We start from the raw sequence: 21822 nt of genomic DNA on the forward strand, positions 1-21822 counted from the left end.
GCAGGAGCCGGCCCGGCCGCGACACGAAAGGGCGCACCATGGGGATCTGGAACAACCGGCTCATCGAGCTGGGCATCACCCTGCCGCATGTCGCCACACCGGTCGGCGGCTACACACCGGCGATCCGTTCCGGCATGTACGTCTTCACCTCCGGCCAACTGCCCTTCGTCGGCGGGACACTGCCGATCACCGGCAAGGTCGGCGACAGTGTCGACGTCGCTCAGGCGGCCGACCTGGCACGTACCGCCGCACTGAACGCCCTCGCGGCAGTGGACGCCCTGGTCGGCATCGACGCGGTGGTCCGCGTCGTCAAGGTGACCGGCTTCGTCGCCTCGCTGCCGTCCTTCACCGGCCAGGCCCAGGTCCTCAACGGCGCCTCCACCTTTCTGCACGACGTCTTCGGCTCGGCCGGGATCCATGCCCGCTCCGCCGTCGGCCTGGCGGTTCTGCCACTGGACAGCCCGGTCGAGGTGGAACTCCAGGTAGAGATCACGTCCTGACCGATGCTTCGCACACCGAACCGGAGTACCCCTATGAACAAGCCCGTACTGGAACCGGCCGCGCAGGCCTTCGTCGAGGCGACCGCCGACCCGCCCTACCTGTTTCAGATCCCGCCCGCCGAGGGCCGCAAGGCCGTCGACGCCGTGCAGAGCCCCACGGCCGACGTGCCGGGCACCGACAAGGAGACGCTCACCGTTCCCGGCGGCCCCACCGGGTCGGTGTCGGTGACCGTCTTCCGGCCCACCGGCGTGACCGGCCCGCTGCCGGTGGTGTTCTACATCCACGGCGCGGGGTGGGTGTTCGGTAACGACCACACCCATGACCGCCTTGCACGGGAACTCGCCGTTCGCGTCGGCGCCGCCGTGGTGTTCCCCAACTACAGCCTCTCGCCCGAGGCCGCGTACCCGATCGCCATTCAGGAGAACTACGCCGCCGCGCAGTGGGTCGTCGCCCACGGCGCCACCCACGGGCTCGACCCGGCCCGCATCGCGGTCGCCGGGGACTCCGTCGGCGGCAACATGGCCATCGCTCTCACGCTGACCGCCAAGCAGCAGGGCGATCTGCCACTTGCCGGCCAGGTGCTGTTCTACCCGGTCACCGACGCCGGGTTCGACACCGGCTCGTACCAGCAGTTCGCCGAGGGCTACTTCCTGCGCCGCGACGCCATGCGGTGGTTCTGGGACCAGTACACCGCCGACCCGGCCCAGCGTGCCGAGATCACCGCCTCGCCCTTGCGCGCCACCGCCGAGCAGCTGACCGGGCTGCCGCCGGCGCTGGTCATCGTCGCCGAAGCCGACGTCCTGCGTGACGAAGGCGAGGCGTACGCCGACAACCTGCGCCGAGCCGGCGTGCCCGTCACCGCGGTGCGCTACCAGGGCATCATCCACGACTTCGTGATGCTCAATGCGCTGCGCGAGACCCGGGCGGCCGAAGGCGCGATCCGCCAGGCCGCCGACTTCCTGTCCACCGTCCTGTCGACCCGCTGAAGGGCCCTGCCATGAAACCCACCATCGTCCTCGTCCACGGCGCGTTCGCCGAGTCCGCAAGCTGGAACGAGGTGACCCAGCGGCTGCTCACCGACGGCTACCCGGTGATCGCCGCGCCCAACCCGTTGCGCAGCCTGTCCGGCGACGCCGCCGTCGTCTCCAGCATCCTGGCGACCGTCGACGGACCGGTCGTGCTCGTCGGTCACTCGTACGGCGGGGCTGTCATGTCCAACGCCGCCGTCGGCCACGACCACGTCAAGGCGCTCGTGTTCGTCGCCGCCTTCGCACCCGAGGCCGGCGAGAGCATCGGCGAGCTGTCCGGCAAGTTCCCCGGTGGAACCCTCGGTGACACCCTCAAGGAGGTGCCGCTCCCGGACGGCACCGTCGACCTGTACATCCGGCAGGACCGGTACCACCAGCAGTTCATCGCCGACGTCCCGGCCGTGCGCGCCGCTCTCGACGCCGTCGCCCAGCGCCCGTTGAACACCACGGCGCTCAACGAGGGATCCGGCGAGCCGGCCTGGAAGACCGTGCCGTCCTGGTTCGTTTACCCCGAGCTGGACTACAACATCCCGCTCGAAGCGCACCGCTTCATGGCCGAGCGTGCCGGCGCCCGTGAACGTGTGGAACTGCCCGGAGCGTCGCACGCCATCCCCGCCTCCGAGCCCGCCGCAGTCGCCGGAGTCATCCTCCAGGCCGCTGCCTCGGTCGTCTGACCGCGTCGGTCTCGGGCCGTCATCAACTCCGTGCCAGGCCAGATCGTGCTCGCCGGCCATTCGTACGGAGGCGCGGTGATGACCAACGCCGCCGCCGGCGACCCGGACGTCAAGGCGCTCGTCTACATCGCCGCGTTCGCACCCGACAAGGGCGAGAGCGCACTCGAGCTGTCCAGCAAGTTCCCCGGCAGCACACTCGGCGGCACCCTCGCTCCGGTGCCGCTCGCTGATGGAACCACTGACCTCTACATTCGGCAGGACCTGTTCCGGCAACAGTTCGCGGCCGATGTGTCCAAGCAACAGGCCTCGTTGATGGCCGTGACGCAGCGGCCGATCCGTGATGCGGCGCTCAGCGAGGGTTCCGGGGAGCCGGCATGGAAGAACATCCCCTCTTGGTTCCTCGTCGCCGGTTCCGACCACAACATCCCGGTCGAGGCCCAGCGCTGGATGGCCGATCGCGCCGGCTCCCGGGCAACGATCGAGATTCGTAAGGCGTCGCACGCGGTCGGTGTGTCGAACCCGCGCCCTGTCGCGGACCTGATCGTCCGCGCTGCTACAGCGCGATGATCTGACAGATCGAGATGACGGCCGTGACCCATGGAAAGGGTCACGGCCGACGATCCGCACAGGCAGCGCGGCATACGCACCGCGGAGACGGCGGCTCTACCGATGCGTGCTCGCTGTCCGGCGCACGGACAACCGCGCGGCCGCCCGCTCCGGGGTGCCGGCGGGCGGCGCGAACCAGCGCTCGTGCAGCCGGTGCAGCCGCGCCGGCGCCCACCAGTTCCACTCACCGAGCAGGCTCATCAGTGCAGGCAGAAGCAGGCCGCGGACGACCGTGACGTCGAGCAGCAGCGCCACCGCCATCGCGAAACCGATCTCCTTGACGGCGATCAGGTCGCCGAGCAGGAAGCCGAGGAACACCACGCCGATGCACAGCGCGGCGGCGGTGACGACCGGGCCGGACTTTTCGATGCCGGCGCGTACGGCTTGGTCGCCGTTTGGCGGGCGGCGTCCGGAAACAGAGAGGGCGTCCCACTCCTCCTTGATCCGGGCGAGCAGGAACACCTCGTAGTCCATCGAGAGCCCGAACACGAACACGAACAGCAGGACGGGTGTGGTGACGTCGATCGCGCCCCATGAGTTGAAGCCGAGCAGCGCGTCGCCGATGCCCCACTGGAATACGACGACCAGCACGCCGAGCGTGGCCAGCAGGGTGAGCGCGTTCATCAGCAGCGCCTTGAGCGGCACTATCAGCGAGCCGGTCAGCACGAACAGCAGCGCCGCCGTGGGCAGCAGGACGATCAGCAGCGCGATGGGGAAACGGCTGGCCACCGAGTCGCGGTAGTCGACCAGTTCCGCGGCGGCGCCGCCGACGAGCACCGGGAACGGCGGGTCCTGAGCCCGGATCGCGCGTACGACGTCGCGGGAGATCTGGCCGGCGGTCTCGCCTTCCGGCGTGACGTCGATGATGGCCGCCCCGAGGATGTCGGGGCGCGGTTCCACCCGCAGCACGCCGTCCAGCGTGTTGAGCGCGTTCATGAAGTCGCGGATCGGGGAATCGGCCGGGTCGGCGTCGACCAGTACGACAATCGGGTCTGCCTGGCCGCCGCTGAAGTCGCGCTGCACCGCCTCCTGAAGCTTGCGTGTCTCGGCCGAGGCGGGCAGCGCGCGGGCGTCGGAGTTCTCGAGATTGACCGCGAGCAGGAACGGCAGCGACAGCGCGAGCAGGCCGGCCACGACGGCGAGGGCGACCGGCGCCGGCCGGCCCTGCGCGAATGCGGCGAGCCGCGCGAGCAGGCCCGGCCCGGGCTCGGCGCGGCGACGCAGCGCGACCGCGCGGCGGAACGCCAGCACCCGAGTCGAGTCGCGGGAGCGCGGGATGCGGCGGTGCGCCGCGGAGATGAGCGCGGGTACGGCGGTCAGCCCGGCCGCGGTGGCCAGCAGCACCGCGACCGCCCCGCCGAGCGCCATCGCGCCGAGCAGCGGTTCGGCGAACGCGGCCAGGCCGATCATCGCCGCGGCGACGGCGAGCCCGGAGATCAGTACGGTCCGGCCGGCGGTCGCGACGGTGCGGGCGACCAGGTCGGCGACCGGGGCGTCGGGGTCGGCGTCGCGCTCCTCGACGAACCGAGCCATCACCAGCAGCGCGTAGTCGACGGCGAGCCCGATACCGAGCAGCGTGACCACGTTGACGGTGAACTCGCTGACCCCGGTGAGCGCGGTCAGCCCGAACAGACCGAGCAGCGTCACCGACACGGTGGCCAGCGCGGCGGCGAGCGGGATCGCGCCGGCCACGAAACCGCCGAGAATCAGCACCAGCACGATCAGCAGGACGACGATCGCGACCGACTCGCCGAAGGCGGTGTCCGCGATGGCCTGGTCGGCGAACGCGCGCTCGGCGAGCTTATCGCCGCCGACCAGCACCTCGGGCGCGTCGATGCGGTGCAGCGCGTCGGCGACCGCGTCCTCCACCCGCTCCCGCCGGTCGTCCGGCAGGCCGCGCTCCAGCTCGACCCGGATCATCGAACGCCGGTTGTCGGCACCGATCCGCCCGCCCGGAGCGCCGTACAGGTCCTCGACCTCTGCGACGCCGTCCATCTCGCGGATCTCGCCGGTGACCGCCGTGATGTCGTCGACCAGCGCCTGCTCGAACACGTCGCGCCCGCCGACGACGGCGACGACCACCGGACCTTCGGGTTGCAACTGGTCGATCCGCCGGTCCGCGAGCTGCGACTCGGCGTCCTTCCGCAGGCTGTCGGTGGTCGTGAGCCGGTCGAAGACCTGGCCGCCCAGGACCAGCCCGGCGACGAGCAGGACGAGCCAGGCGCCGAGAATCGGCCACCGCCGGCGGGCACACGAACGGCCGAGCGCAATGAGCATCACCGGGGCATGCAAACACCCTCGTGTGTGGAGCGCCAGTCATCGATCGACGTGCATCCTCCGGACGTATGGCCAGTTCTGGCCGGTCGGCGGGCGGTCGAGTCGGACAGCCGACGCCCCGGAGACCCGTCGTCCAAATAGGATTTCGTCATTCTTCTGGGACGGGGACAGCCGTCCCGACCGGGGAGGGGAATGCCCGTGCTTCGGCGTACGCTCAATGGGTTTGTCGCATTTGCGAGCGTGCTCGCGATGTCGTCGTTCGTCGGGTCGCAGCCCGCGACCGCGGTCGCGCTGCCGAGCGGTTTCCAGGAGCAGATCGTCTTCAGCGGCCTCAGCTCGCCGGTCGATCTGGAGTTCGCGCCGGATGGTCGCGTCCTCGTCGCCGAGAAGGGCGGCCGGATCAAGATCTTCGACGACCTCGCCGACACGACCCCGACGGTGTTCGCCGACCTGTCGGTCAACGTGCACAACCAGTGGGACCGGGGCCTGCTCGGCATGGCGCTGGCGCCCGACTTCCCCGCCGACCCGTACGTCTACGTGCTGTACACCTACGACGCGCCGCCCGGCGAGACCGCGCCGGTCTGGAACGACGTGTGCTCCAACGCGAACAACGGGCGCTGCGTGGTCACCGGCCGGCTCTCCCGCCTGCGGGCCAGCGGCAACACCGCCGGCAGCGAGCAGGTGCTGCTGCACGACTGGTGTCAGCAGTTCCCGAGCCACTCCATCGGTGACCTCGCCTTCGGTGCCGACGGGATGCTCTACGTCGCCGCCGGTGACGGCGCAAGCTTCAGCGCGGTCGACTACGGCCAGTTGCCCGCCGGTGCGCCGACCAACCCGTGCGCCGACCCGCCCAGCGAGGGCGGGGCGTTGCGAGCTCAGGACATCCGGACCCCGGCCGACGAGACGCAGCTGGACGGCACGCTGTTGCGGCTCGACCCGGCCACCGGCGCGGCCGCGGCCGGCAACCCGAACATCGGCTCCGCCGACCCGAACACCCGCCGGATCGTCGCCAACGGCCTGCGTAACCCGTACCGGATCACCATGCGGCCGGGCACCAACGAGACCTGGATCTCCGACACCGGGTGGACCACCTGGGAAGAGGTCAACCGGGTGGTCGACCCCACCGCGGGCGTGACCAACTTCGGCTGGCCGTGCTGGGAGGGCAACGGCCGGCAGCCCGGGTACGACAGCGCCAACCTGCCGATCTGCGAAAACCTCTACACCGCACCGGCGGGTACGCACACCCAGCCGTTCGTCGCCTGGAACCACGCCAGCAAGCTCGTCGCGGGCGAGGCCTGCCCGACCGGGAGCTCGTCGTCGACCGGCGTGGCGTTCTACCCGACGGCCGGCGGTCCCTATCCGGACGCGTACAACGGCGCGATCTTCTTCGCCGACTACTCGCGCCGGTGCATCTGGGCGTCGCTGCCGTCCACGCCGGGCGGCCTGCCCAGCGCGGCCAACCTGCAGACGTTCGTCTCCGACGCCGCCGGCCCGGTCGACCTCGAGGTTGGCCCCGGCGGCGAGCTCTACTACGCCGACCTGGGCGGCACCATCCGCCGGGTGCGTTACTTCCCGGGCAACCAGCCGCCGAGCGCGGTCATCGACGCGTCGCCGACGCAGGGCCCGGCGCCGCTGACCGTGACGTTCAACGGTGCCGGCTCCACCGATCCCGATCCGGCCGACGAGGGTCGCCTGCGGTACGCCTGGGACTTCACCAACGACGGGGTGACCGACTCCACCTCGCCGACGGCGACGTTCACCTACAACGCGGTGGGCTCGTACACCGCGCGGCTGACGGTGACCGACACGTTGAACGCCACCCACACCAGCACGGTCAGCATCACGCCCGGCAACGAGGCGCCGACCGCGGTGATCGACACGCCGACCGTGAGCACGACCTGGAAGGTCGGCGACACGATCGCCTTCTCCGGCCACGCCACCGATCCGCAGCAGGGCGACCTACCCGCGTCCCGCCTCGACTGGGACCTGGTCATGCACCACTGCTCCGCGCCGGACAACTGCCACGAGCACGCCATCCGCAGCTGGACCGGCGTCGCGTCCGGGTCGTTCGAGGCGCCCGATCACGAGTTCCCGTCCTATCTGGAGCTCCGGCTCGTGGCCACCGACCAGGAGGGCCTGAGGCACGTCGTGACGCGCCGGCTGGACCCTGAGACGGTCGACCTGACCTTCAACACCGTGCCGTCCGGACTCCAGCTCACCGTCGGCTCGTCGTCGGGCACCACGCCGTTCTCGCGTACGGTGATCCAGGGCTCGACCAACTCGGTGTCCGCGCCGTCGCCGCAGGGTTCCTCGGCGTTCGCGTCGTGGTCCGACGGCGGGGCGCAGACCCACGTCATCACCGCGCCCACGGCGGCGACGACGTACACCGCGACCTACACGGCCGTCCCGGCGCCGCAGCGGATCGGCTACACCCAGGTCGGGACGTCGCTGGACACCGGCGAGATGAACCACATGAACGGCTCGCGGTTCGTCACCGGGTCGGACCCGGCCACGGTCACGTCCATGTCGGTGTACATGAAGGCCGTGCAGCCGGCGCCGAACAATCAGTACCAGCTCGCCATCTACGCCGATGCGAACGGCTCGCCCGGTGCCCGGTTGGCCACCAGCACGTCGGGCACGCTGACCGCCAACTCGTGGAACACTCGGCCGATCACCGCGACGCTGGCCGCCGGCACGCCGTACTGGCTCATGTACAACACCAACGGCGACAACAACATGAGCTTCGACGCCGGAACGGCCAACCAGGGCGCCTGGAGCGCGTCCACGCCGTTCGGCACCTGGCCGGCGACGTTCGGCGGGTCCAGCCGGTGGAACGCGAAGTTCTCCATCTACGCGACCACCGGCGCGGACACCGCCGCGCCGGCGGTGACCTCTACTACGCCGGCCGGCGGCGCCAGCGGAGTGGCCTTGAATGCGCCGATCACCGTACGGTTCAGCGAGGGCATGGCGGCCGGCAGCATCACCCCGGCGAACCTGGAACTACGCGGTCCGGGCGGCACGCTGGTCAACCGGACGGTCGCCTATGACGCGGCCAACCAGGCGGCGACGATCACGCCGTCCGCGGCGCTGGCCGCCTCCACCCAGTACACGGTCACCGTCCGGACGGGCGTCACCGACTCGGCGGGCAACGCGCTCGCGGCCGACCACCAGTTCTCGTTCACCACGATCGACCCGAGCGCCCCGCGGTTCGGGTACGACGAGGTGGGCGGTTCGCTGGACTCCGGCGACATGAATTACATGAACGGCTCTCGGTTCGTCAACGGCTCCACCGCGCTCACGGTGAGCCAGATCTCCGTCTACCTCAAGGCGGTGCAGGCCGCGCCGGCCAACCAGTACCAGGTGGCGGTCTACACCGACGTGAACGGCTCGCCGGGCACGCTGGTGGCGTCGAGCACGTCCGGCACGCTGACCGCCAACTCGTGGAACAGCCGGCCGGTCGCCGCGACGCTGGCGCCGAACACGGCGTACTGGCTCATGTACAACACCAACGGCGACAACAACATGAGCTACGACGCCGGCAGCGCCAACCAGGGTGCCTGGAGCCAGCCGCGCCCGTTCGGCACATGGCCGTCCTCGTTCGGTACGTCCACCCGCTGGACCGCGAAGTACTCGATCTACGCCTCGTAGCGCACCCGGCCGGATGAATCGCGGCGAAGGCGCCGAACATCCGACGGACAAGATCGCTACGGTGCAGAAATGACTACGCAGAGAGACCGTAAAGACACCTACAGCGACTCTCTGGTAGGTGGTCATCGACGACGCATCGGCCCGGCCATCGCCGCGGCCATGATCGGGCTGCTCGCGATCACCGCCACCGTCGCCACCGAGCGCGCCGACTCGCAATCCGCGCTCGCCCTGAATCCGGAGCTCGTAGCGCACAGCCAGGTCGCGGACGCCGCAGGCGAGCCCTTCGGCGCCGCCAGCGCCCGCAGGGTCGTGCCAGGTAAGGCGGGAATCATCGCCGTGCGCCCGGACGGGAAAGTGTTCGCCACCTTTGGCCACGGGGCGGTAAGGCAGTGGTACACGGCGACCGGACGCCGGGCCGAACGGCCGCTCGCCAGCGGCATCGGGCGTATCAACTCCATCGCGTTCAGCGCCGACGGCAAGCTGCTCGCCGTCGCCGGCAACCGCGAGGCGTCGCTGTGGGATCCCACCACCGGGAAGCGGTCCGGATCGCCGCTGACCGGCCACGTCGGGCCGGTGCGCTCGGTAACCTTCAGCTCCACCGAGAAACTGGTGGCCACCGCCGGCGACGACGGCACGGCTCGGCTGTGGAATTCCGGCACCGGATCTCTGGTACGCACCATGACCGGTCACGCCGGCGCGGTCAGTTCGGTCGTGTTCAGTCCGGACGGCCAACTCCTCGCGACGGCCGGCGCCGACAACACCGTGCGGCTGTGGCAGACCAGCACCGGTCGGTCGATCGGCGAGCCGCTGGCCGCGAACCCCGGCCCGGTGTACGCGATGAGCTTCACCCCCGACGGCCATCTCCTGGCCACCTCTGACGGCGGCAGCGTCGTACGGCTGTGGGACCCGGTCACCGGCAAACCCGCGGGCGAACCACTCACCGGCAGTTCCGGACCGGTGTACGCCCTCACGTTCAACCCCGACGGAACACGCCTGGCCACCTCTTCCGGCGGCGACAACACCGTACGGCTGTGGGACGTGGCGACCCGTCGGCCGGCTGCCGCACCCCTCACCGGTCATGCCGGGCCGGTCCGCGCCATGCGGTTCAGCCCGAACGGAAAGCTGCTGGCCACCGGCAGCGACGACGGGACGGCACGGCTGTGGGACGCCGCGACCGGAAGCCCCGAGGGCTCGCCCTTGACCGGGCACGACGGGCCGGTCTGGGCAGTGCGGATCAGCCCGGACGACAAACGTCTGATCACCGCCGGCGACGACGGCAAGGTTCGGCTGTGGCGCCTCACCACTAAGACCGCGGCCTGACCCAGCGGTGTCACTTACCGTACGCATCGCGGATGCCGGGGCCGCTCCCTGGAAAAGGTCAGGGCATGAGCGTCCATGTGTTGCTGGCTTTCGTCCTTGCCGCTGTCGCCGTGGTCGTGGTGGTGCGGTGGGTCGCCAACCTGACCGGGCTGCCCGCCGCGGCGATGTTGCCGATCATCGGCGTCGGTTATGCGCTGCTGCCGGGACCCAACATCACACTCGAACCGGACATCGTGCTGACCTTCGTGTTGCCGCCGCTGCTCTACAGCGCGGCCCTGGATTCCTCGCTGCTGGGGATCCGCCGCAATCTGCGTACCGTGGTGAGTTTGTCGGTTTTTCTGGTCCTGCTCACCGCGCTGGTGATCGGCCTGGGCTTCGCGTGGTTCGTTGCCGGCGCCACTCTGGCTGCCGGCATCGCGGTCGGTGCGGCGGTGGCTCCGCCGGATCCGGTCGCCGCGCTGGCGGTCGGCCGCAAGGCCGGCCTACCTCCCCGTCTCGTCACCCTGATCCAGGGTGAAGGGCTGCTCAATGACGCCACCGCTCTCACCATCCTGAGCGTCGCCGTCGCGGCGGCCGTGGACGGCGGCTTCTCGGCGCCGGCCGCGCTCGGCCAGTTCGTGATCGCAGCGGTCGGCGGGGTGGCCGTGGGTGTGCTGGTCGCCTTCGCTGTCCGCCTGCTGTCCCGGCCGTTGAGCGGTGACCCGTTGATTGCCAACGCGGTCTCGCTCAGTGTTCCGTTCGGCGCCTATCTCCTCGGCGAGCAGATACATGTCTCCGGCGTGCTGGCCGTCGTGGTGGCGGGGCTGATCGTCGGGCACCACACGCCGCGGTCGGCCTCCGGCGCGGGCCGGCTGCAGACCAGCGCGGTGTGGAGGCTTGTCGACTTCCTGCTCGAGGGCTTCGTGTTCCTGTTGATCGGTCAGCAGTTGCCGGCGGTGGTCCGCGGCCTGGCGAAGTACGAACCGTCCACCATCGTCGTCGCCGTCGCGATCACGGTCGGTGTCGTCCTGCTGTTGCGGCCCCTGTGGCTCCTGTTGACCCAGTCGCTGCCCCGGTCCCTGCACACCTGGCTGGGCAGCGACAGATCAGGCAAGGGCGACGCCGAGGCGGACGACGGGGCGCCGTTGACCGGCCGGGAGGTCGTCGCGCTGAGCTGGTCGGGCACGCGGGGCGTGATCAGCCTTGCCGCAATCTTCACGTTGCCGCTGGTCACCGCCGATGGAACGCCGTTCCCCGATCGCGACCTGCTGCTGTTCTGCACGTTCGTGGTCGTCCTCGTCACGCTGGTGGGGCAGGGTCTCACCTTCGGGCCGCTGGTCCGGGCGCTCGGGTTGCGCGCGAACGAGAACGACAAGGCCCGCCTGCGTAACGAGGCGCGTGCGGCTTCCGTCGAGGCGGCTCTCGTCGCCCTCGACGATCTGGAAGCGCAGGAACACGACGACATCCACGTCCATCAGATCGAGACGATGCGCGCGCAGTTGCGGGCGCGGCTGGCCCGATACCGTGGCCGGGTCGCCCTCCTGCGCAAGAGCGATCCGGCCAGACTGCCGGTGTCACCGCTGTACGAGGCCGCGTTGCACGTACGCCGTACCGCGCTCGACGCTCAGCGGGAGGAACTGCTGCGGTGGCGTGATTCCGGCCGGCTTCCGGACGAGGGCCTGCGCATCCTGGAACGCGAACTCGACCATGAGGAGCACCTGCTGCCGGACCGGCCGGTGCAACGGTAGGGCGGCGGAGCCGCTCAGCTGACGCGTTCGATCTGGGCGAGAAGCTCGGGGGTGTGTTGGTTGTCCTCGGCGTTCGCCGCGGCGGTCAGGGCGGCGTCGGCCGACTTCGGGCTCGCGTCCGGCGGGACGACCAGCAGGTCGAAGCGGTCGCGCCCGAAGTCGCTCATGATGGTGATCAGCCCGGCCGGCTGGGAGGAATACCAGCCGAGCCGTGCCGCCGAACGGCCCGCGTGGGCCCGCGGGGGATGCGGAAGGTCCCACTCGGCCGGGTTCAGCAGCACATGCGTGATCTCACCCCGGGAATCGGACAGAGCTTCCACCAGACCGGGGAGCTCGGTGATCGCGTTGGTCGACCGGGGCCACCAAGCGCCGTCGAGGAGGGTGGTCCGGGAAGGATGTGGGTCCAGCCGCAGTCGTGCGGCGTCGGCGGTCTTGGGCATCAGCGGGCCTTCCGTGTAGGCGACATCCGCGCCATCTAGGGGCGGGCGCGGTGCGCTCGTCGGGAGACGTCGTGAAGCCGGTATTCCTTCACCGTACGCGCCTCGGCGCTGTTTAACGGGCGCGCGACGGGGTACTTCTCCCAGCACTACAAGCAGGGTTGTCCAGACTCCCGCAACCTGCGTCAAAGTCCCGCTCACCCAATACGTCCGATCGTGGCGGGGAGCATGTTGCGAGGGAGTCGCGCGATGAGCGCTCTTGATCCTGTTTGTACCGCTTCGCGGCGACCCGATTTCAGCACGTCTGCGGCCCGTACGTCATGACGTCCGCATTGGACCGGCCGAGGACGGCCGGTAGTGACTTCGCCGCGTTGAACCGGCGTATCACCGAGGCTGGACTGCTCGAGCGGCGACCGGCCTACTACGCCGTACGCATGACCGTCGTGGCCGTGATGTTCGCGGCCGCCTGGGCGGCCGTCTTCCTGATCGGCTCGTCGTGGTGGCAACTCGCTGTCGCCGGGTTCATGGGCGTCGCGTTCTCGCAGGTCGCCCTGCTGGCGCACGACGTGGCCCATCGGCAGGTCTTCCGCACCAGGAGAACCAGCGATCTGGTCGGCCGGTCGGTCGGCAACGTCGGGGTCGGGATGAGTTACGGGTGGTGGGTCGATAAGCACACCCGCCATCACAACAATCCCAATCATGACGATCTCGATCCGGACGTACAGCCGGAGCTGCTGATCTGGGCCACCGAGTCGGCGCTGGGCCGGCGTGGGCTGAAGGCTTTCGTCGCACGTCACCAGGCGGGACTGTTCTTCCCTCTGCTGTCTCTGCTCAGCATCGACCTGCGCATCTCCAGCATCAAGGCGCTCCGGCGACCCGGTATGAAGCACCGGGCGTTGGAGGCCGGCCTGATGGCCCTGCACCTGGTGACCTACGTGACCGTTCTGCTCGTCGTCATGTCGCCCTGGCAGGCGCTCGCGTTCGCCGCGGTGCATCAGGCGGTGTTCGGTGTCTACCTCGGGATGACGTTCGCGCCGAACCACAAGGGGATGCCGCATCCGACCGGCGACGAGGACTATCTGCGCAAGCAGGTGCTGACCTCGCGCAACGTCGCCGGCGGCTGGCTGATCGACGCGGCGCTGGGCGGTCTGAACCACCAGATCGAGCATCACCTGTTCCCCGCCATGCCCACGCCGAACCTGCGCAAGGCGCGACCGATCGTCAAGGCGTACTGCGCGCAGGTGGGCGTCCCGTACGTGGAGACGGGGCTGGTCGAGTCGTACCGGCAGGCACTGCGGCACCTGCACGAGGTGGGCGCCCCGCTGCGCGACAAGCGGAGGTAGGTCCGGTCAGGGCTGCATCAGGCCTGGCAGGCGGGTCAGGTCGGTGACGATGAGCTCGGAGACCTCGGTGAGCCGCCGGTTGTTGTTCCGGGCGTACGCGCGGATCCGGCGGAACGCCTCATCGACGGTGATCCCGTGCACCTGGGCGAGGGCGCCCTTGGCCTGCTCGATGATGATCCGGCTGTTCAGGGCTCCCTGTAGTTGTTCGGTAAGCGCTTCACTGCGGCGGATCGCGCGTTCCTGCATCAGGCCGATGGTCGCGACGTCGGCGAGCGCCTGCATGATCGGGACGTCGGCGGGGTGGAAATCTCCGCCGGCGGAGCTGCCGAAGATGTTCAGCGCGCCGATCACCTGAGTGCGCAGCCGGAGCGGGAAGGCATGGACGGACCGGAAGCCCGCCTCCACCGCCCGCGGCGCGAAGCGAGACCAGCGGTCCGTCGCGGCACCCAGGTCGATGTTGATGATCGGCTGCCCGGTACGGAACGCCTCCAGGCACGGGCCCTGGTCGTTCTGCAACTGGAACAGTTCGACCAGGCGGACGTTCTCGTCGGAACCCGCCATGAACTCCAACTGCCCCCGTTCGTCGGCCAGCATGAGCCCGGCGGCGGCCGCCTCGACCAGGCTGCGGGCCCGGTCGGTGAGCATGTGCAGAAATTCGAGCAGGTCGAACTCGTCGACCAGGGTATCGGCGGCCTCCACGAAGATCGTGGCTAGCCGCTCAGCAGAAACGGTGTTCATGCCGTGCCTCCTGATGGCCGTTCATTACTTGTTACCGTCCCACCGCAGCCGTCGCTCGACGACATCGCGGGCGACGTCCTCGAGACGGCGGTTCTCGGCATAGGCGTATGCCCGCATGCGTACGAGTGCCTCACCGATGGATACCCCCAGCTGCATCATGACCATCCCTTGCGCTTGAAACAGCTCGGCGCGGCGCCCGACATCCAGGACCGCGGTGTCGTCACCGTCGCGCGCGACCCCGTTCTGCTGCATGTCGAGCAGCGCCTCCACGGTGACCACCGCGAAGGTGAACGCCGTCTGCAGCTCCGTACCGGTCAACCGGCCCACATGGTCGCGGAAGATGTCCATGACGCCGAGCCGTGCAGCCCCGACCTGCAGCGGGAACGCGAAGACGGCGCATACGCCGTCGTCCTGGGCGGCCGGAGCGTAGACCGGCCACTGGAAGGTCGCGGCATCGGACAGATCCGCGGCGAGCACCGGCCGGCGAGCCGCGAAGGCGTCGATGCACGGACCCTCGCCGAGAACGTACTGCAGCTCCTCGACGCGTTCACTCACCGGATCCGATGTCGCGCACACTCCCCGCGTCCCGTCGGCGGTCATCACGCTGATCCCGGCACCGCTGGCCGACAACGCCTCGGCGGAGGCGACGCAGATCCGCTTCAGCAGGCCAAGATCCGCCGGCTGCCGTTCGATGAGCCGCCGGACCAGCGTCCGGTGCTCATCCTCGTTCGCGGCCGAAGTCATGACGACGGGTGCGCGGGAGAGGACCGCCGACCGATGGGTCTCATCCCACGCCGGACCAAGTCGGTAGCTCATCCGCCGCTTCGTCGGCGGCGAGATCGGGATCCTCGGCCGGCTGCGGCACACACAGCCAGAGGGACTGCGGGATGACCTCGACGAGCAGCCGGTCACCGGTCTCGACGAGATCGCCGTCGAGCTGACGCGGCTGCGGCCGGTTGCTGATCACTTCGATCCGGCTCCCGCGGAAGACCTCCATCGACGGGACGCGGTCGCTGCGCCGCAGCAGCCCCCATCCCAGGCGTACCCATTTGCGCAGCGTGTTGGGCGTCAGGATGGCAATGTCCAGGATGCCGTCGTCGGGCTGCGCGTCACCTAACAGCCGCACCCCGCCCTGCAGCCGGCCCACGTTGGCGACCAGTACCGACCGGGCGCGGCGCCGCATCGGCGTCCCGCCGTCGATGCTCACCGTGACCCGCATCGGCCGGTCCCTGAGATGCTTCACCGCGCCGAGTACGTACGCCGGCCAGCCGATGCTCGCCTTCGCCGTGTCCGACGTCGCTTCGAGCATGTGGGCGTCGAAGCCCATGCCTGCCATCACGGCGAAGTGCCGGCCCTCGAAGGCGCCGACATCCAGGTGCCGAAGGCCGCCCTCCAGCGCGACGGCGAGACCGGCGGCCAGATCGGTCGACAGCCCCAGGTTCGCGGCGAGCAGATTGCCGGTACCGGCGGGCAGAACGGCCATCGACACCTCGGTGCCCACCAGCGCCGACACCGCGGACATCACGGTACCGTCGCCGCCGCAGACGAAGATCACCTCGACGCCCGACTCGATGGCCGTGCGGGTCTGCCCGAGGCCAGGGTCGTCCGCGGTGGTCTCGAACCATCGCGGGGCCGGCCAGCCGGCCGCCGACAGCGTGTCATCCACGGTACGACGTAGCTCGCCGATGTCGTCGATCTTCGAAGGGTTGACCACAACCGCCGATCGGGGCGCCTGGTTGGTCCTGCTCTGGCCGGTGGTGACCGTCATCGTGGCAACTCGCTTTCCGCGGGTGAGAGTTCGTCAGCCGGCTTGGTTCCCGGCGCCTCGCGATCCGGGGTCGGTTCGCCGTCGGGGTGGTGGAACAGGTATCGGATGGCGGTGTTGAGCACTGCGAGCACCGGTACGGCGACGAGCCCGCCGATGATGCCGGCGACGACGACACCGATGGCGATGGCGAGGATCACGGCCAGCGGGTGCAGGGCGACAGCGCGGCCCATGATCAGTGGTTGCAGGACGTGGCCTTCGAGTTGTTGTACGGCGATGACCACGGCCAGGACGATCAGCGCCTTGATCGGGCCGACGGTGACCAGTGCGACCAGGACGGCGACGGCACCGGAGAGCGTGGCGCCGATGACGGGGATGAAGGCGCTGAGGAAGACGAGGGCCGCCAGCGGCAGGGCGAGGGGAACGCGCAGGATCGCGAGACCGATGCCGATGCCGGCCGCGTCGACGAAGGCGACAAGGACGGTGGCGCGTACGTACGACACCAGGGTGTGCCAGGAGTAGTGCCCGGCCCGGGCGGCGGGAATCCGGGCGGTACGCGGCAGCATCCGGCACACGAACGTCCAGATCTGCCCGCCGTCACGGAGATAGAAGAAGAGGGTGAACAGTACGAGGAAGAAGCCGGCCACGACTTCGCCGAGGGTGGTGGCGGTGCTCAGCGCCCCGGAAGTCAGTGCGCCCTGATTCTCGGTGATCGCGTTCTGCAGCCGGACCAGACCGTCGCTGAGCTGACTCTGGGACAGGTGCAGTGGTCCTTGGGCCAGCCACCCCTGCACCTCGGCGATGCCTTCGCCGACCTGCGTGCTCAGGTCGTCCAGCTGCGAGATGAACGTCTGCACGATGAGCGTGAGGCCGCCGAACACCACGATCAGCCCGCTGACGAGAACGAGCCCGGCAGCGAGCGAGCGGTTCATGTGCCGCCTACGCAGGGCGGCCGCCAGCGGTTCGAAGAGCGCGGCCAGCAGCAGTGCGATCGCGATGGGGATGACCACGATCCGGAGCATGCTGATCACCCGGATCAGCAGGTACGCGGCTGCGATGAACAGGATGATCCGCCAGGCCCAGGCCCCCGCGAGGCGTACGCCGCGCGGCAGACCGTCGTCCACCGAAGGGGTGGCCTGTTCCACCAGTACGACCGACGCCTCACCGAGCGACGGATCCGCGGTGAACGGTGGCGGTGTCCAGGTGCGCCGGGCGACCGACAACCGGTTCTGTGCCCGCCTACGGGCGGTGTCCACCCAGACCAGGGGCATCTCGTCAGCTCCTCACCGACGTGGAACGAGAACCGCTCGGAGCTGGGACGTCGACGACAACGCATCGTGCGGACAAGCTGCTGCGGCAGAGAGGAAATGCGGCCGCAGCGGTCCGGACGGCCGCCGTGACCAGGCAAATGGCATGATCACGGCATCGAACGTTGTATATCAGGACTACCCCACCGGGCGGATCGCAAACTGTGCCTCGGCAGTCGGTTCAGATCAACAATGCGTGCTACGTTGATTTTGATAGCGATTCGTGGTGAATCGCGACTCCGATTACGGTCGCGGATCGAGGACGGCAGGAGTGGATCGTGCCGGACAGAGTTGAACTGATCGTCCGTTTCCACCCGGTCGGCGGTGAGGACGTGTCGGTGCTGACCAGCGACTTCGCGGGTCCGGAAGAGGCGGTCGAGGCGATTGCCCGGGCCCTGGACGAGCGGCGCAGTCTGATCCTGACGCGAGCCAGATACAACCGTGAGGCCGACGAGACCGCCGTGCTCATCAACCTTGCCAACGTGGTTTCCGTACGGGTGGCGAAGCAGGACAGCGAGAACACGGGCCAATATCTGTAGCCAGTGCGGATGCGGTATGGATCTGAGCGATGTGTTGCTCCAGGTGGAAAAGGCCGCCCCGGTCGACGCAGTGGTGGCGGTGACCCGCAGCATCGGGGCACACCTCGGCGCGTTGTCGGTGTCATTCCTCATGGCGGACATGAGCGGCCGCGCCCTGGTACGGCTGTCGCACGTCCCGTTCGGCGACCTGCCCGACGGACGTCAGCAGGACCGCGACGTCGCGATGGTGCTGCCCTTCGACGGCGGGCCACCGGAACAGGCGCTGCGTAGCCAGCGCGTGCTGATCGAGGAATCCGGTGGCATGTTCGTGGTCCGAGCGCCGGTTACCCAACGCGGGGAAGCCATCGGACTGCTGGAGATCGGCCTGCCGTTGGCGCCCTCAGAGGCAGTCGTGCAGACGGTGTCGAGGGCTGCGCACACCCTGGCGTTCGTGATCATCGCCAACCGCCGGCACACCGACCTGTTCGAGTGGGGACAGCGCACCACTCCGTTCACCCTCGCCGCGGAGATCCAGCGTCGGCTGTTGCCCGCGTCGTTCACCTGCGAAGCCGATTCGTTCACTCTGGCGGCATGGCTGGAACCGGCAGCGAGCATCGGCGGTGACACCTTCGACTACAGCGTCGCCCGGGATCACCTGCATCTGAGCATCACCGACGCCGTCGGGCACGGCGTTCAGAGCGCGCTGACCGCGACCCTGTGCGTCGGCAGCCTGCGCAACACCCGCCGCGGCGGCGGCACCCTGCTCGAACAGGCACAGGACGCGAACAACGCGCTGCTCGACCACGCTCCCGGCGGGTTCACTCTCGCCACCGGTCTGGTCGGCCGCCTGGACCTGCGCACCGGGATCCTGGCCGTCGTCAACGCCGGACACCCGACGCCCCTGCTGGTCCGCGACGGGATCACCCAGCCGGTGGCGCTGCCGGCCAACCGGCCTTTCGGGGTGCTACGTCACCGGACCTACCTGGAGGTCGAGATCAGTCTGCAGCCCGGTGACCGGCTGGTGCTGGTCACCGACGGCATGCTGGAGCGGGGCGCGGCCGCTCTCGACCTGCCCGTGCGACTGCGGGAGCTGAGCGGGCTGCATCCCCGTGAGGTCGTGCGCGTAATCGGTGACCTCGTCCTCGAGGTCGCCGGGCCCACCCTGGCGGATGATGCCTGCCTGCTGGTGCTCGACTGGCACGGCAATCACGGCGACACTCGCGACACCACCGCCGGCGCCGATCCCCACCGCGCCAGCACACCGATCGGCGCGGTCTAGCGCCGGGCCTCCTGGCGGTCGGTGTCCGCCTGCGTGAGCAGGTCGGCGCGCTCGGCGATGGCCCGTGCCTGCGCGGTGACGTCGTCGCCGAGGGTGTGCAGCCGTGTGGTGGTGGCCGGGTCCGGCGAGTCCTCGGCGCTGCGATGCAGGATGGCCTCGGCGACTTCCAGCTTCTCCGCGGTGTCGTGCATCGTCGCGGCGGTCCGTTGCCGGAAGGAGTCCTCATCGTGCGAAGTCATTCCGTGGATCTACCCGGCCGGATGCGCGATCACACCACGCGAGGCGATCGCGGCCGAATGCAAGAGGCTTGCGAGATAGCTCACTCTTGGCCGACCGAGGGCTGCGGAAGCGCACGTCAAGGCGCCCTTCGAGTCCGAAGCGGACCGATTGAGGCAGCGAGACAGGTCGATCGTCGCTAGGGTGACTCCCGAATCGATCACCGGGCGCGAACCGCCCGGTACGGGGTATCGATGTAGAGGAGAAGTCACACTTGCGTACCCTCATGCGCGCGGGCGCCATCGCGCTCGCAGCGAGTTCTGTCGTACTCGGCGGCGCCGTCGCGGCCCAGGCCGCTCCGGTCGGCACCGTGACGGTCGCCGTGAACCGCCTGATCCTGGAACCGGCGGAGTACGGCCACACCGGCAGCATCCGCATCGTCGTCCGCAACGGCACGAGCGAGCCCTTCAGCGGCGGCATCACGATCACCGAGCCGATGCCGTACACCTTCGTCCAGACCGAGGGTGCCTCCGGCTGCGGCCACAACACGACGCCGGACAATCGCACCATCGCGATGTGTGGGCTCGACAAGGTCATCAAGCCCGGCCGCAGCACCGTGGTCACGGTCCAGTTCCGCTCGCCGGCGAAGCCGCAGGCGTACGCTCAGATCGCACCGCTGAACGGCAGCGTCGAGGTCGACGGTGTCACCGCTGAGTTCCCCGCGCTGTTCCGCTCCACCACCGGGTCGCTGCGCAACCCGAGTCCGTACGTGGCGGACACCACCCAGGCGCTGAGCGTGGCGGCGGGCGACGTGACCCTGACCCGGCAGGAGGACGGCACCTTCGCCGGCCGTGTGCCGGTCACCGTCCGCAACAACAGCGACGCCCCGCACCGGGACCTGTTCACCGAGCTGGCGACGCCGGCGGGCATCGACAGCTTGTCGCGTATCGAGCCGAGCGAGGTCTGCTTCGGTGGGGATCAGCTGCCCATCCCGCCGGGCGGCAACAGTGTCAGCTGCACGCTGTACGGCGGGCAGCTGGCCGAGGGCCAGGAGCGAGCCTTCGAGTGGGTGCTGACCGCGCCCGCCGAGACCCCGGCCGGTCCGATCGGCACCGCGACGACGCTGGTGGAGGTCGCCGGCGACGTGGTCGCGCAGACCGACGGCGCAAACCTCGCCACCTTCAACATCACGGTCGCCGGCTGATCCGGCTGCGACCTGGAACGGCCCCGCGGAACTCCGCGGGGCCGTTCGTCTGCTACGCGGCGGCCGGCGTCTCGGAACTGACCGGCTGCCGGAGGATGGTGCGCTGTTTCTCAGGCGCTACCTTGCGGAAGTCGCTCAGGTAGATCTCGTGGTGTTTCCCGGCCATGCGGAGGCCTTGGCCGGGAATGAACTCGTGATGCAGTCGTGCGAGCACGGCCGCCTCGTCGTCGAACGAGCCGACGTGCAGGGTCTGGACGCACCGGCCCTCAGCCAGGGACTCCAGGCGGACGTCGCCGAGACGTGGCGGCTGCTTTTTCGCGCCGGCTCGCTCGACGGCGGTGACGAACGTGGCCTGATCGATCCAGTCGGGGACCATGAGCATCAGCGTCCAGTCCCACCGGGACTTGTCTCGCGTGGTGGTGAAGGCAGCCATGTCCTCGGCCCACCACAGACCTTCCAGAGGTGGGACGACGTAGTCGCGCCCGAGCTCGTTCTTGCTGGTGAACTTCAACTTGTACGCCACCGGGTAGAGCGTTTCGACCGCCTCGGTGAAGGCGGGTGACGTGTTCGGATCGCCGTGGCCGTCGATCATCAGATAGCGCAGGTCAGGGACGGCCAGGATGCGGATCTGGCCCGCTCGTGCCCGGTAGGCGTCGAGGGTTTTCCGGAAGTCAATCTTGTTCGTCATCGGGCACCTCGGCTCGGGTGGCGAGCCACTGCCTTTCTGCCTCCAGGAGGCTCAGTGAGTACGAGAACACCTCTCGTGCCGCCGGCGGGAGGACGGAGGCCTGCGCCTGCCGCGCCGCTTCGACCGCGGCGATCCGGGTTTCGATCCGCGCCAGCCGGGCGCGCAGCGCCCGCGCGTATTCCCGCGGTGAGAGCAGGGGCAGGTTGGCGACGCCGACCAGCAGCGGGCTCGGCGCCGGCCGAGGCTCGGCGATGAGAACCAGCGCGGTACGCGCGGCGACCTCGCGGCCTTCGGCCGTGGCGTGGAAGACGCGACGGGATTTCGCGGCGGCCGGAGCGTCCGGGACGTGCAGCAGGCCGCGCCGCTCCAGCTTGGTGAGCAGGTAGTAGATCGAGGAGAAGCCGATGTCGGTCCACTGCCGGATCCCGCGCTGCTCGATCATCTGCTCCAGGTCGTAGCCGTGCTGTGGGCGCTCGATCACCAGGCCCAGCACGGTCAGTTCAGCCGGAGTCAGATCCACGGCAGTATTCTAGCGCTAGAATAGGC

At 69.5% G+C, this 21822-nt stretch carries 20 protein-coding genes; 11 read left to right on the top strand and 9 right to left on the bottom strand.

The annotated features are described in order from the left end of the window. The first annotated feature begins 38 nt into the window (after positions 1-38). The 4 genes from I4J89_RS04950 to I4J89_RS04965 are packed head-to-tail and all read left to right on the top strand — an operon-like array spanning position 39 to position 2770. Entirely contained in the window at positions 39-500 is a 462-nt protein-coding gene (locus tag I4J89_RS04950) for a RidA family protein (protein ID WP_196412602.1), read from the top strand. Positions 501-533: 33 nt separating this feature from the next. Further along, positions 534-1487, top strand: coding sequence for an alpha/beta hydrolase (locus I4J89_RS04955; RefSeq protein ID WP_196412603.1), 954 nt, complete (start codon positions 534-536; stop codon positions 1485-1487). An 11-nt stretch (positions 1488-1498) separates the two neighbouring features. Next, positions 1499-2203, top strand: a complete 705-nt coding sequence (locus I4J89_RS04960; protein ID WP_196412604.1) for an alpha/beta fold hydrolase — start codon at positions 1499-1501, stop codon at positions 2201-2203. Between the two features lie 21 nt (positions 2204-2224). Next, positions 2225-2770 (top strand): alpha/beta hydrolase, encoded by a 546-nt coding sequence (locus I4J89_RS04965; protein WP_309238203.1) that lies wholly within the window; start codon positions 2225-2227, stop codon positions 2768-2770. Between the two features lie 96 nt (positions 2771-2866). Here I4J89_RS04965 and I4J89_RS04970 read toward each other — a convergent pair whose 3' ends face one another. Beyond that, positions 2867-5086 carry an MMPL family transporter gene (locus tag I4J89_RS04970; RefSeq protein ID WP_196412796.1) on the bottom strand — a complete coding sequence of 740 codons (2220 nt, stop codon included), beginning with the start codon at positions 5084-5086 and terminating at the stop codon, positions 2867-2869. Between the two features lie 249 nt (positions 5087-5335). On the opposite strand from I4J89_RS04970, the gene I4J89_RS04975 reads away from it, so the two are divergent. From I4J89_RS04975 to I4J89_RS04985, 3 genes are all read left to right on the top strand, one after another. After that, a complete protein-coding gene (locus tag I4J89_RS04975) occupies positions 5336-8734 on the top strand; it encodes a PQQ-dependent sugar dehydrogenase (protein WP_230858325.1) in 3399 nt (1132 codons plus the stop codon). Between the two features lie 69 nt (positions 8735-8803). After that, the gene (locus I4J89_RS04980) at positions 8804-10054 is read left to right on the top strand and encodes a WD40 repeat domain-containing protein (protein ID WP_230858326.1); all 1251 of its coding nucleotides are present in this window, start codon (positions 8804-8806) and stop codon (positions 10052-10054) included. 65 nt (positions 10055-10119) lie between these two features. After that, entirely contained in the window at positions 10120-11781 is a 1662-nt protein-coding gene (locus I4J89_RS04985; protein ID WP_196412606.1) for a Na+/H+ antiporter, read from the top strand. Positions 11782-11795: 14 nt separating this feature from the next. On the opposite strand, the gene I4J89_RS04990 is transcribed toward I4J89_RS04985, so the two are convergent. Then, the gene (locus I4J89_RS04990) at positions 11796-12221 is read right to left on the bottom strand and encodes a DUF5994 family protein (RefSeq protein ID WP_196412607.1); all 426 of its coding nucleotides are present in this window, start codon (positions 12219-12221) and stop codon (positions 11796-11798) included. Between the two features lie 317 nt (positions 12222-12538). Between I4J89_RS04990 and I4J89_RS04995 the strand changes: the two genes are divergently transcribed. Further along, the gene (locus I4J89_RS04995) at positions 12539-13561 is read left to right on the top strand and encodes a fatty acid desaturase family protein (RefSeq protein WP_196412608.1); all 1023 of its coding nucleotides are present in this window, start codon (positions 12539-12541) and stop codon (positions 13559-13561) included. 6 nt (positions 13562-13567) lie between these two features. Here the strand turns inward: I4J89_RS04995 and I4J89_RS05000 are convergent, their stop codons facing one another. The 4 genes from I4J89_RS05000 to I4J89_RS05015 are packed head-to-tail and all read right to left on the bottom strand — an operon-like array spanning position 13568 to position 17335. Beyond that, positions 13568-14299 carry a GAF and ANTAR domain-containing protein gene (locus I4J89_RS05000; RefSeq protein WP_196412609.1) on the bottom strand — a complete coding sequence of 244 codons (732 nt, stop codon included), beginning with the start codon at positions 14297-14299 and terminating at the stop codon, positions 13568-13570. 24 nt (positions 14300-14323) lie between these two features. Continuing rightward, positions 14324-15115, bottom strand: coding sequence for a GAF and ANTAR domain-containing protein (locus I4J89_RS05005; RefSeq protein WP_230858327.1), 792 nt, complete (start codon positions 15113-15115; stop codon positions 14324-14326). Then, positions 15084-16067 (bottom strand): diacylglycerol/lipid kinase family protein, encoded by a 984-nt coding sequence (locus I4J89_RS05010; protein ID WP_196412610.1) that lies wholly within the window; start codon positions 16065-16067, stop codon positions 15084-15086. Before I4J89_RS05010 ends, I4J89_RS05005 begins: the two co-directional genes overlap by 32 nt. Beyond that, positions 16064-17335, bottom strand: coding sequence for an AI-2E family transporter (locus I4J89_RS05015; protein ID WP_196412611.1), 1272 nt, complete (start codon positions 17333-17335; stop codon positions 16064-16066). The genes I4J89_RS05010 and I4J89_RS05015 overlap by 4 nt, the downstream gene beginning before the upstream one ends. Before the next feature lie 314 nt (positions 17336-17649). On the opposite strand from I4J89_RS05015, the gene I4J89_RS05020 reads away from it, so the two are divergent. Beyond that, positions 17650-17910 (top strand): hypothetical protein, encoded by a 261-nt coding sequence (locus tag I4J89_RS05020; RefSeq protein ID WP_196412612.1) that lies wholly within the window; start codon positions 17650-17652, stop codon positions 17908-17910. A 16-nt stretch (positions 17911-17926) separates the two neighbouring features. Beyond that, positions 17927-19168 (top strand): PP2C family protein-serine/threonine phosphatase, encoded by a 1242-nt coding sequence (locus tag I4J89_RS05025; RefSeq protein WP_196412613.1) that lies wholly within the window; start codon positions 17927-17929, stop codon positions 19166-19168. On the opposite strand, the gene I4J89_RS05030 is transcribed toward I4J89_RS05025, so the two are convergent. Beyond that, positions 19165-19407: a hypothetical protein gene (locus I4J89_RS05030; protein WP_196412614.1), complete on the bottom strand. Its 243-nt coding sequence runs from the start codon at positions 19405-19407 to the stop codon at positions 19165-19167. The two genes, I4J89_RS05025 and I4J89_RS05030, sit on opposite strands and share 4 nt — an antisense overlap. 251 nt (positions 19408-19658) lie before the next feature. Between I4J89_RS05030 and I4J89_RS05035 the strand changes: the two genes are divergently transcribed. Continuing rightward, positions 19659-20588 carry a hypothetical protein gene (locus I4J89_RS05035; protein ID WP_196412615.1) on the top strand — a complete coding sequence of 310 codons (930 nt, stop codon included), beginning with the start codon at positions 19659-19661 and terminating at the stop codon, positions 20586-20588. A gap of 52 nt (positions 20589-20640) precedes the next feature. On the opposite strand, the gene I4J89_RS05040 is transcribed toward I4J89_RS05035, so the two are convergent. Continuing rightward, complete coding sequence (locus I4J89_RS05040) at positions 20641-21276, bottom strand: GyrI-like domain-containing protein (RefSeq protein WP_196412616.1); 636 nt, start codon at positions 21274-21276, stop codon at positions 20641-20643. Further along, entirely contained in the window at positions 21260-21796 is a 537-nt protein-coding gene (locus tag I4J89_RS05045) for a PadR family transcriptional regulator (protein WP_196412617.1), read from the bottom strand. The genes I4J89_RS05040 and I4J89_RS05045 overlap by 17 nt, the downstream gene beginning before the upstream one ends. Positions 21797-21822: the final 26 nt, after the last annotated feature.

Origin of the sequence: Actinoplanes aureus (genome assembly GCF_015704865.1) — a bacterium.
Classification (GTDB): Bacteria; Actinomycetota; Actinomycetes; order Mycobacteriales; family Micromonosporaceae; genus Actinoplanes; species Actinoplanes aureus.

Bases quoted from the DNA above. Each gene is read 5' to 3' on its own strand.
- I4J89_RS04995 (WP_196412608.1), top strand. From the start codon at position 12,539: ATGACGTCCGCATTGGACCGGCCGAGGACGGCCGGTAGTGACTTCGCC.
- I4J89_RS05040 (WP_196412616.1), bottom strand. From the start codon at position 21,276: ATGACGAACAAGATTGACTTCCGGAAAACCCTCGACGCCTACCGGGCA.
- I4J89_RS04985 (WP_196412606.1), top strand. From the start codon at position 10,120: ATGAGCGTCCATGTGTTGCTGGCTTTCGTCCTTGCCGCTGTCGCCGTG.
- I4J89_RS04970 (WP_196412796.1), bottom strand. From the start codon at position 5,086: ATGCTCATTGCGCTCGGCCGTTCGTGTGCCCGCCGGCGGTGGCCGATT.
- I4J89_RS04950 (WP_196412602.1), top strand. From the start codon at position 39: ATGGGGATCTGGAACAACCGGCTCATCGAGCTGGGCATCACCCTGCCG.
- I4J89_RS04975 (WP_230858325.1), top strand. From the start codon at position 5,336: ATGTCGTCGTTCGTCGGGTCGCAGCCCGCGACCGCGGTCGCGCTGCCG.
- I4J89_RS05025 (WP_196412613.1), top strand. From the start codon at position 17,927: ATGGATCTGAGCGATGTGTTGCTCCAGGTGGAAAAGGCCGCCCCGGTC.
- I4J89_RS05030 (WP_196412614.1), bottom strand. From the start codon at position 19,407: ATGACTTCGCACGATGAGGACTCCTTCCGGCAACGGACCGCCGCGACG.
- I4J89_RS05010 (WP_196412610.1), bottom strand. From the start codon at position 16,067: ATGACGGTCACCACCGGCCAGAGCAGGACCAACCAGGCGCCCCGATCG.
- I4J89_RS04955 (WP_196412603.1), top strand. From the start codon at position 534: ATGAACAAGCCCGTACTGGAACCGGCCGCGCAGGCCTTCGTCGAGGCG.
- I4J89_RS05000 (WP_196412609.1), bottom strand. From the start codon at position 14,299: ATGAACACCGTTTCTGCTGAGCGGCTAGCCACGATCTTCGTGGAGGCC.
- I4J89_RS05005 (WP_230858327.1), bottom strand. From the start codon at position 15,115: ATGAGCTACCGACTTGGTCCGGCGTGGGATGAGACCCATCGGTCGGCG.
- I4J89_RS04990 (WP_196412607.1), bottom strand. From the start codon at position 12,221: ATGCCCAAGACCGCCGACGCCGCACGACTGCGGCTGGACCCACATCCT.
- I4J89_RS04960 (WP_196412604.1), top strand. From the start codon at position 1,499: ATGAAACCCACCATCGTCCTCGTCCACGGCGCGTTCGCCGAGTCCGCA.
- I4J89_RS05015 (WP_196412611.1), bottom strand. From the start codon at position 17,335: ATGCCCCTGGTCTGGGTGGACACCGCCCGTAGGCGGGCACAGAACCGG.
- I4J89_RS04980 (WP_230858326.1), top strand. From the start codon at position 8,804: ATGACTACGCAGAGAGACCGTAAAGACACCTACAGCGACTCTCTGGTA.